Source organism: Ruegeria sp. YKSF57, assembly GCF_059612585.1.
In genome coordinates this window covers 31846-41537 of sequence record NZ_JBXWQW010000039.1, presented here as the reverse complement: position 1 = coordinate 41537, position 9692 = coordinate 31846, and the positions used below count along the sequence as shown (strand labels likewise).

The following is a 9692-nucleotide window of genomic DNA, read 5'->3' as shown; positions in this document are numbered from 1 at the left end:
CTATCAGAAAGTGGCAGAGCTGACCGAGCGCCTGCGCGGCGAGGGGCATGATATCCGGCGGCTGGACCTGGGCGGCGGGCTTGGCATTCCCTATACCCGTTCGAACGCGGCACCGCCGCTGCCGTTGGAATACGGCGCGCTGATCAAGGAAAAACTGGGCCATCTGGGTTGTGAGATCGAGATCGAGCCCGGTCGCCTGATCGCGGGCAATGCCGGGTTGATGGTCAGCAAGGTCATCTATGTGAAGTCCGGAGAGGGGCGCGATTTCCTGATCATCGACGGCGCAATGAACGATTTGATCCGCCCCGCGATGTACGAGGCGCATCACGATATCGATCCGGTGTCGGAGCCTGAGCCGGGTTTGGAAAAACAGCGATATGACATCGTCGGGCCAGTCTGCGAAACCGGCGATACATTTGCCAAGCAACGCGATCTTCCGCCGCTGTCTCCGGGCGACCTGATCGCGTTTCGCAGCGCCGGGGCTTATGGGGCGGTGATGGCGAGCGAGTACAACACGCGCCCATTGATCCCGGAGGTTATGGTCAATGGGGATCAATTCGCGGTTATTCGTGCGCGTCCGACCTTTGACGAAATCATAAACCGCGATACCATACCCGAGTGGCTTTGACGCGATGACCGCGCGGGCCCTGGCAGGAGGCCCGTCGTGAACGCCAGAACTCCATTACCGGTTCCCAGACTGACCCTGTGGCTGACGCGCGGGGGCATGGTGGCCGAACAGGTGTTGCGGTCGTTCTGGCCGGCGATTTCCATCGTGATGGCCGCGCTTGCGTTTCTGATGCTGGGTATTCATGACCTCGTATCGACCGAGACGGTGTGGGTCGCGGCTGCGATTGCCGGTCTGGGCTTGTTGGTTGCGCTGGTACTGGGGATCAGGCGGTTTTGCTGGCCGCGATACGTCGATGTCCTAAGCCGGTTGGACGAAACGCTTCCGGGCCGCCCGATTCAGGCGCTTTTGGATGATCAGGCGATCGGGACGCTTGATCGGGCTTCGGTCGTGTTGTGGCGTGCCCATCAGGAGAGGATGGCAGCACGCGCGTCGCGGGCGGCGCCGGTCAGGCCTGATCTGAATCTGGCCGCGCGCGACCCCTATGCCCTAAGATACTCGGCGCTGGTGGCTCTGGTGGTTGCGGTGCTGTTCGGGTCGCTTTGGCGTGCCGGCTCGATCGCCGAAATGACGCCGGGCGCGGCGACGGCGGCGCAAGGGCCGACCTGGGAAGGCTGGATCGAGCCGCCGCGCTATACCGGGCGGCCGACGCTCTATCTGGCTGATCTGCCGAAGGAAGCAGTCGAAGTGCCCGAAGGAAGCCGCGTGACATTGCGGTTTTACGGGCAGGTCGGAGTGCTGTCTTTGACCGAGACGGTGTCGGAGACGGGGACGCAGGATGCAAGCGAACCCGAACAGGAGTTTCTTTCGAACCGATCCGGTGTTTTGAAGGTTGAGGGGCCGGGTGGCCGGGAATGGGTCATCGACGTGGTGCCGGACCGGGCCCCCTGGATCAAGGTGTCGGGCGCTGCCGAGTCGGAAGCCGGCGGGCAGATGATCCTGCCTTTTGCCGCCAAGGATGATTTTGGCGTCACTGGCGGTGAGGCCGTGATCGAGCTTGATCTGGCCGCGGTCGACCGCCGATACGGATTGAGCGCCGATCCCGAACCACGGGACAGGATAACGGTGCAGTTGCCCTTGCCGATAGCCGGGGATCGCAGCGATTTCGAAGAAGACCTGATCGAAGACTTCTCGCAACATCCTTGGGCCCATCTGCCGGTGAAGATCACACTTTCGGCGCAGGATGCATCAGAACAGCAAACCACTGCCGTGCCATATTCGACCGATCTGCCCGCCCGCCGCTTTTTCGATCCGTTGGCGGCAGCGGTGATCGAACAACGGCGGGATTTGTTGTGGGCAAAGTCCAATGCCACGCGGGTGGCGCAATTATTGCGTGCGATCTCACACCGGCCCGAGGATATTTTCCGTTCCGAGACTGCCTATCTGCGTTTGCGGGTGGTTCTGCGGCGGCTCGAAACCTTTACCAAGTTCGGCTTGCAGCCCGAGCAGCAGGCCGAGATTGCACAGGCATTGTGGGATCTGGCGATCCTCATCGAGGAAGGTACGCTGAGCGATGCGCTGGAGCGGATGCGCCGCGCACAGGAGCGTTTGTCGGAAGCGATGAAAAACGGCGCGTCTGATCAGGAAATTGCGGAATTGATGCAAGAACTGCGCGAGGCCACGGATGACTATCTGCGTCAGTTGCAGCGGCAGGCGCAACAGGATGGCACTCAACCTCCACAAGGTCAAAATGGCGAAACCATGCAGATGACGCAGGATGACCTGCAACGCATGATGGATCGCATTCAGGAGTTGATGGAACAGGGCCGCATGGCCGAGGCGCAGCAGGCGTTGCAGGAATTCCAGCAGATGATGGAAAACATGCGCGTCACGCAAAGTCAGGGCCAAAACGGACAATCCGAGGGGCAGCAGGCGATGGAGGGGCTGGCAGAGACCCTGCGCAACCAACAGGGGCTGAGCGATCAGGCGTTCCGTGATTTGCAGGAGCAGTTCAACCCCGGCGCCCAGTCCGGCGAAAGCCAGAACAATCAGGGCCGGTCAGGCGGGCAGGGGCGTGGTCAAAGCCACGAAGGCCAAGGTGGTCAGGGGCAGGGTGACCAGGCCGGAGAAGGTCAGCCGGGTCAGGGTTCGCTGGCAGACCGGCAGCAGGCCTTGCGCGATGAATTGCGTCGGCAAGAGCAGAATCTGCCAGGCCTTGGGACCCCCGAAGGTGACGAGGCGCGGGATGCGCTGGGGCGCGCCGGGCGCGCGATGGAAGGGGCCGAAGAGGCGCTGCGAAACGATGAGTTGGCCGATGCGATCGACAACCAGTCCGAGGCAATCGACGCATTGCGCGAGGGCATGCGAGCCTTGGGTGAGGCATTGGCGCAGGAACAGCAGGGCCAGCCGGGCCAAGGCACCGAAGCTGGCGAGATGCAGGCCCGCAGACGGGATCCACTGGGGCGCAATCAGGGCGCGGGTGGATCGATTTCGACCGAAGACAACCTGCTGCACGGTGATGACGTCTATCGCCGCGCCCGTGAGCTGCTGGATGAGATCCGCAGACGCAGCGGGGAAACCGATCGTCCGAAAATCGAACTGGACTATCTCAAGCGGTTGCTGGAACGATTCTGAGCTCGGATTGAGGGGGCTCAGGGCTGAATGGCTGCGGCCTTGCCCTCAAGCCAGATGCGTGCCTGATCGACCATGGTCACATAAGCCTGCAACATTGGGTCGGCTTGGGGAATGGATTGTGATATCTGTCTGGCGTTGCCATAGACCATCATCATCCCCACACCCAGAATGACAATCAGGGCAAAGCCGCGTAAGAAACCCGTTGACCCACGGTTGCTGGTGCCTGTCCCAGAGGTTGTTCCGCTGGTTCTGTCGCTTTCACTGCTGCGGAGCGATGAATTGATTTCCTCGACATCAGGCAACGCGCTGCTGCGTGGCATCGGGGGTGCAGGTTTTTTCGATTCGGTTTTTGGCGGTCGGCTGCTGAAAGTTGTTTCAAGCCCAAGTTCTGTCTGAGTTTCCAGCGCCTCGGCCTCTTTGGCGCGAAGCTCTGATTCCCGAGCCGCCTCTTGCCGGAGGATGTCGGCGACGGCAGGGTCCAGGCTGCGCTCACGCTTTGGCTCGGGTTCAGTAGTGGCCGTAGCACTTCGTTCGGCTTGCGGCGCCTGGGGCTTTTCGGGAACTGGTTCTTTGGTCTCTCGCAAGGCGGTTTCTACCGGCGATGGGGCCGAGGGTTCCTGTCTCGCCGGTTCCGGTGAGCCACCGGGGATTTCAACCCTAGGATGATCCGGATGATTCTGAAACCAGATCTCGTCGCAATTCGAGCATTGCACGTCACGACCGTTGGTCGGGATAACCTCGTCCGGCACCTCATATTTGGCACTGCATTTCGGACATGTAAGACGCATACTGCCTCCAGGCCTTGCTCGTGGCGTGTGTGTGGTTTTTTGCTGAATGATAGTCATTTACAACCTGTAGGCAAAGGGCGTTTTCAGATTCATTCCGCAACTGAACCAAATCCTAACCGGTACGGGCATTGAAACCAACACCTGCCTGAGGCAAGAAGGCCAAAATATTAACGGGAGCGGGTCTTGATCGAGCTTGAAGATGTAAGCTACGGCTACGGTGGCCGCGAATTACTGCGCGAAGTTTCCGTGCAGCTATCGCCGGGCTCGTTTCATTTTCTGACCGGCCCTTCCGGTTCGGGGAAAACGACATTTCTGAAACTTTGCTATGGGGCGCTAATTCCGACCGCCGGGTCATTGAGCGTTTTCGGACAGAACATCCGCAATCTGGACCGCGATCAGATGGCGGTCTTGCGCAGGCGGGTCGGCGTGGTGCATCAGGACTGCCGGTTTCTGGATCATTTGTCGGTAAGCGAGAATGTCTCGCTTCCGTTGCTGGTGTCCGGTCGGGATCCTAAGGCAGACGAAACCAACTTGCGCGAATTGCTGCATTGGGTCGGGTTGGGGGAACACGCGGATGCCCATCCTCCGGAGCTGTCGGGAGGTGAGCGGCAGCGGGTGGCCCTGGCGCGGGCGGTAATCATGTCTCCCGACGTGGTGCTGGCTGATGAGCCAACCGGCAACGTCGATTGGGACATGTCCCAACGATTGCTGCACCTGTTGGTCGAGCTGAACCGGATGGGCAAGACCGTGGTCATCGCGACCCACGATCTGAGCCTGATCCGCGCGGCAAAGAAACAGATTCAGGCGCGCGTATTGCGGATTTCCAAACGACGACTGCAACTTGCGGGGGCGGATCTGTGAGCAAGGGAACGATCCGAAACATGCTGCGCGGCGACAAGCGCGCTGACCGCGTTGTACCGCCGACCGGCATTACCGCGAGGCTGACGGTGTTTGTCTCTGCCGCAATGGCCTTTCTGGCGGTGTTCGCGCTGGCGTTGTCGCTGGCGGCCGGGCGGCTGGCCGACCGCTGGGCTTCGGAACTGGCGAGTGCAGCCACTCTGCGCATCAACGCTCCGTCAGAGCAACGAGCAGCGCAGACCGAAATGGCGCTGAAAGTGCTGCGGCAGACGCCCGGCGTCGGCTCGGCGCGGGCATTGTCGGCCGAGGAACAAACCGCGCTGTTGTCACCCTGGTTCGGGCCTGACCTGCCGCTGGATAGCCTGCCGGTTCCACAACTGATAGAGATACTGAAGGACGAAAACGGCTATGATGCGGCCGGATTGCGCCTGAGGCTCAGCGCTGAAGTGCCCGGCGCCGTGCTGGACGATCACACACGCTGGCGGGAACCCCTGGTGGATGCGGCAAATGCGCTGCGTCGGCTTGCGCTGATTTCCGTTTTGCTGATCGGCGGGGCGACCGCAGCGATGATCACGCTGGCGGCAAATGCGGCGCTTTCGGCCAATGCTCAGGTGATCGAGGTCCTGCGTCTGATCGGGGCCCGCGACCGGTTCATCGCGGGTGCTTTCGTGCGCCGCTTCGCTGTTCGCGCCTTGATCGGATCGACTGCCGGTGTTCTTCTGGGCATTAGTGGTGTGCTGCTTTTGCCCGATGCCTCCGATGCCGGTGGGTTTCTTACGGGTCTGGGCTTTCGTGGGGTTGACTGGTTATTGCCCTTGCTGATCCCGCTTATGGGGGCGATTGTCGCCTTTGTCGCCACCTGGGCCGCGGCGCATCGCAGGTTGAAGGAGCTTTCGTAGTGGCATTTGCGTTCCAATGGCTTCGCTCTTTGATCTTTGTGATCGTGATCTATGCCTGGATGGGGATTCTGGGCATTCTCTTTTCGCCTTATGCCCTGTTCTCAAAAAGAGGGGCGTTGAGGGCCTGCAAGCTCTATGCGCGTTCGACAATCTGGATGTCGCGCTGGATGGTGGGTTTGCGCGGCGAAGTGCGTGGCATGGTGCCGACCGGTGAGGTGATGATCGCCGCCAAGCACCAGTCCTTTTTCGACATCCTGCTGATCTTCGACGCGGTTCCACATGCAAAATTCATCATGAAACGCGAGTTGCTGTGGACGCCAGTGATCGGCCTTTATGCAAAAAGGCTGGGTTGCATTCCGGTAAACCGGGGAAAGAAGGGTGCCGCAATTGCCAGGATGGTCAAGGATGTCGCCAAAGAGTTCGAAGAGCCCGGGCAGCTGATCATCTATCCGCAGGGCACCCGCGTGGCACCTGGCGTGCACAAGCCCTACAAGGTGGGTACGGCGGTGCTGTATGAGGGACTGAACAATCCTTGCGTGCCTGCGGCGACCAATGTGGGTGTGTTCTGGCCGCGCACGGGCATCCTGCGCAAACCTGGCCATGCGATCGTGGAGTTTCTCACTCCGATCCAACCCGGTGTCGAACGTGGTGATTTCATGGCTCAGCTGGAAGAGGCCATCGAAAGCCGGTCGAACGCATTGATGCGCGAAGTGGGGTTTGATCCAGATGGAGTTCATTGAGGATATTGCGGCGCTCGAGGCGCTTTACGGCACTCCCGCCGCTCCGTCGCTGCGAAAGGTGGCGCGCCAGATGACGCCGCTTTATCGCAAGTGGATCATGGCTTCGCGCCTGTGTGTGCTCAGTACGGTGGGCCTGGATGGAACCGATGGCAGTCCGCGTGGGGATGACGGCCCGGTGGCAATGGAATTGGACCCCGGTACGCTGGCGATGCCCGATTGGCGCGGCAACAACCGTTTGGATTCGTTGCGCAACATCGTAACGGACCCGCGCGTGTCGCTGATGTTTCTGGTTCCCGGTTCGAACAACGTGGTGCGCGTGAACGGCCATGCTCGCGTGACCTCGGATGAGGCGCTGCGGGCGCGGTTCGAAAAGAAGGGAATCCTGCCTGCGACAGTCATCGTTATCGAAATTAGTGAAATATATACCCAGTGCGCCCGCGCCCTGATGCGCGCGAGAACCTGGACTGGCGGCGACGAAAGCGGCGCGTTGCCGACCATGGGTGACATCCTGGCCGAAATGACAAACGGCGAGGAGGGGGGCACACCCTACGATTCCGCATGGAAAACGCGGGCAGAGCGAACACTTTGGTAGCTGCGCGTGTCGCCTTGAATTGGTCACTTGAATTTCACGCTGGTGGACAATTTGAAGATCATGGATAGACTAACAAAAACCAGAGGCGTCGATGCAGCAGTTGAAATCCTTTCTGGGGTCATTTCTGGACCATGCAGGTAACGTCGCCCTGTTTCCTTTGGATCCAGGCAACCGCATCTATTTCGTCTATCTGGCGAGTTCCGCCCTGATTGCGTTTCTGGTCTATACTTTGAAGCGGCGGACCACTTTGGAAGTCGAGGGCGAACGTAGCTTTCTAAGGTTTCTTTTTCCAAAAAAGGTCTGGAATCACCCTTCGGCCTGGCTGGATGTCCGGTACTTTTTCTTTCACCAGTTGATCGGGCATTTCCTGATGCTTGGGCTGTTCGCCGGAGCGGCGGCCATGGCGTATCACTGGACAATCGGTGATGTGAACGCACTGGACCCGACCGCCGTCCAGCCGCTTGAGGGATGGAAAGGCGTTGCGGCAACCATCGTCTATATGACGGTGTTTTTTCTGGTTGTGGATTTCATCGGCTTCTACATTCATTACCTTCAGCACAAGATTCCGGTCTTGTGGCAGTTCCACAAGGTGCATCACAGTGCCGAGGTCATGCACCCGCTGTCCAATTTTCGCGAACATCCGGTTGACAACTTTTTCTACAAGATCGCGATTGGTTTGGGCAGTGGTGCTGTTACCGGGTTCTGTTTCAACTTTTTGGGCTATACACCGAGCCTGCCAACATTGCTGGGTGTGCCGCTTTTGATGTTCCTTTTCAATATCGTGGGGTACAATCTGCGCCATTCTCATATCTGGCTGCGGTGGCCCGGAGTGTGGTCGAAAGTGTTCCCGTCACCGGCGCACCATCACGTGCACCACAGTTGTCATCCCGATCATCTCGACAAGAACTTCGCTTTCATGTTTCCGGTCTGGGATGTTCTGTTCGGCACCTATGTGATGCCCGAAGACAACAGAGATGTGAAATTCGGGGTCACCGACAAGGATCGCGGGCACGAGTTGGACACGTGTATGAAGCTTTATTTCGTGCCGTTCAAAGATGCCTGGCGTGTCATGAACCGCAAGAAACGACAAACTGCCGGTTCGGATCAGGCAGATCGGCACCCTGCCGAATAGTTGTTGTCTGGCCGGTGCAGGCGACCCGGTGCAACACGGGTCGCCAAAGGTCAGGTTCAGCTATGTATAGGCCCGTCGCCGCAGGCAAGGGCGGCCTCGCGCACGGCTTCTGAATAGGTCGGGTGCGCGTGGCAGGTCAGCGCCAGATCCTCGGCGGATGCGCCGAATTCCATCGCGACGCAGACCTCGTGGATCAATTCACCGGCCGCCGGTCCCATGATATGGGCGCCGAGGATTCGGTCGGTTTCCTTGTCGGCAAGGATTTTTACGAACCCGTCGCTGGCAAAGTTCGCCTTGGCGCGGCCATTGCCCATGAACATGAACTTGCCGACCTTATAGGCGCGACCCTGTTCCTTGAGCGTTTCTTCGGTTTCGCCGACGCTGGCGACCTCGGGGGTGGTATAGATCACGCCCGGAATGACGCCATAGTTGACGTGCCCATGCTTGCCCGCAACCTGCTCGGCGGCGGCCATGCCTTCATCCTCGGCCTTGTGCGCCAGCATCGGGCCTTCGATGGCGTCGCCAATGGCGTAGATGCCCTTGATGTTGGTCTGCCAGTCCTTGCCCACCTTGATCTGGCCGCGCGGCGTCATTTCGATGCCCAGTGTGTCGAGCCCCAGTCCCTCGGTAAAGGGTTTGCGCCCGGTCGCGACCAGCACGGTGTCGGCCTCGATGACATGCTCGCTGTCATCCTTTCGCAGCTTGTAGGTAACCTTGGCCTTGGTCTTGGTGGCTTCGGTCTTTTGTACCGCGGCGCCCATGACGAATTTCAGCCCCTGTTTCTTGAGCGTGCGCTGGAAGGTTTTCTGGATCTCGCCATCCATGCCCGGGGTGACCACGTTGAGGAATTCGATCACCGTGACCTCGGCCCCCAGACGCTGATAGACCGAGCCGAGTTCCAGCCCAATTACACCTGCGCCTATCACCACCATCTTTTTCGGGATCTTGCCCAGTTCCAGCGCGCCGGTCGAGGTCACGACGACCTTTTCATCCACCTCGACACCTGGCAGCGAAGACGGCTCGGACCCGGATGCGATGATGATGTTCCTGGCTTCGTGAACGTCGTCGCCAACCTTGACCTTGCCGGCCTCGGGAATGCTGCCCCAGCCTTTCAGCCAGTCGATCTTGTTCTTCTTGAACAGGAACTCGATGCCTTTTGTATTGCCGTCGATGACCTCTTGCTTGTAGGCCAGCATCTGTTTCCAGTCGACGGACGGGCTTTTGCCCTTCAGCCCCATCTTGGCGAAGTTGTGCTGCGCCTCGTGCAGGCTGTGACTGGCGTGCAAGAGCGCCTTGGAGGGGATGCAGCCAACGTTCAGGCACGTGCCGCCGAGGGTTTCACGTCCTTCGACCACGGCGGTTTTCAGCCCCAGCTGCGCGCAGCGGATTGCGCAGACATATCCGCCGGGTCCGGCGCCGATTACGATGACGTCATAGTTTGCCATTACATTCTCCTAATTCGACCGGGTGCTCCCGGTGTTCGC

Annotated in this window: 9 protein-coding genes; 7 read left to right on the top strand and 2 right to left on the bottom strand. The window is 59.8% G+C overall.

Going from position 1 to position 9692, the window contains the following annotated elements:
* Positions 1 to 628, top strand: a 628-nt coding sequence (locus tag AC2FLX_RS16255; RefSeq protein WP_496875474.1) for a diaminopimelate decarboxylase family protein, incomplete at its 5' end; no start/stop codon positions are given.
* A 36-nt stretch (positions 629 to 664) separates the two neighbouring features.
* The gene (locus tag AC2FLX_RS16250; RefSeq protein WP_496809704.1) at positions 665 to 3199 is read left to right on the top strand and encodes a TIGR02302 family protein; all 2535 of its coding nucleotides are present in this window, start codon (positions 665 to 667) and stop codon (positions 3197 to 3199) included.
* 17 nt (positions 3200 to 3216) lie between these two features.
* Here the strand turns inward: AC2FLX_RS16250 and AC2FLX_RS16245 are convergent, their stop codons facing one another.
* Positions 3217 to 3987 carry a zinc-ribbon domain-containing protein gene (locus AC2FLX_RS16245; RefSeq protein WP_496809705.1) on the bottom strand — a complete coding sequence of 257 codons (771 nt, stop codon included), beginning with the start codon at positions 3985 to 3987 and terminating at the stop codon, positions 3217 to 3219.
* Positions 3988 to 4170: 183 nt separating this feature from the next.
* Between AC2FLX_RS16245 and AC2FLX_RS16240 the strand changes: the two genes are divergently transcribed.
* The 5 genes from AC2FLX_RS16240 (at position 4171) to AC2FLX_RS16220 (ending at position 8208) form a co-directional block, all read left to right on the top strand.
* Positions 4171 to 4848, top strand: a complete 678-nt coding sequence (locus AC2FLX_RS16240) for a cell division ATP-binding protein FtsE (protein ID WP_480748717.1) — start codon at positions 4171 to 4173, stop codon at positions 4846 to 4848.
* Entirely contained in the window at positions 4845 to 5744 is a 900-nt protein-coding gene (locus tag AC2FLX_RS16235; protein ID WP_480748718.1) for a cell division protein FtsX, read from the top strand. The genes AC2FLX_RS16240 and AC2FLX_RS16235 overlap by 4 nt, the downstream gene beginning before the upstream one ends.
* Positions 5744 to 6484: a lysophospholipid acyltransferase family protein gene (locus AC2FLX_RS16230; RefSeq protein ID WP_496744516.1), complete on the top strand. Its 741-nt coding sequence runs from the start codon at positions 5744 to 5746 to the stop codon at positions 6482 to 6484. Before AC2FLX_RS16235 ends, AC2FLX_RS16230 begins: the two co-directional genes overlap by 1 nt.
* On the top strand, positions 6471 to 7076 hold the full coding sequence (locus AC2FLX_RS16225; protein ID WP_480748720.1) for a pyridoxamine 5'-phosphate oxidase family protein: 606 nt from the start codon (positions 6471 to 6473) through the stop codon (positions 7074 to 7076). Before AC2FLX_RS16230 ends, AC2FLX_RS16225 begins: the two co-directional genes overlap by 14 nt.
* A 91-nt stretch (positions 7077 to 7167) precedes the next feature.
* Positions 7168 to 8208: a sterol desaturase family protein gene (locus AC2FLX_RS16220; RefSeq protein ID WP_480748721.1), complete on the top strand. Its 1041-nt coding sequence runs from the start codon at positions 7168 to 7170 to the stop codon at positions 8206 to 8208.
* Positions 8209 to 8264: 56 nt separating this feature from the next.
* On the opposite strand, the gene lpdA is transcribed toward AC2FLX_RS16220, so the two are convergent.
* On the bottom strand, positions 8265 to 9653 hold the full coding sequence (lpdA, locus tag AC2FLX_RS16215) for a dihydrolipoyl dehydrogenase (protein ID WP_496744513.1): 1389 nt from the start codon (positions 9651 to 9653) through the stop codon (positions 8265 to 8267).
* Positions 9654 to 9692: the final 39 nt, after the last annotated feature.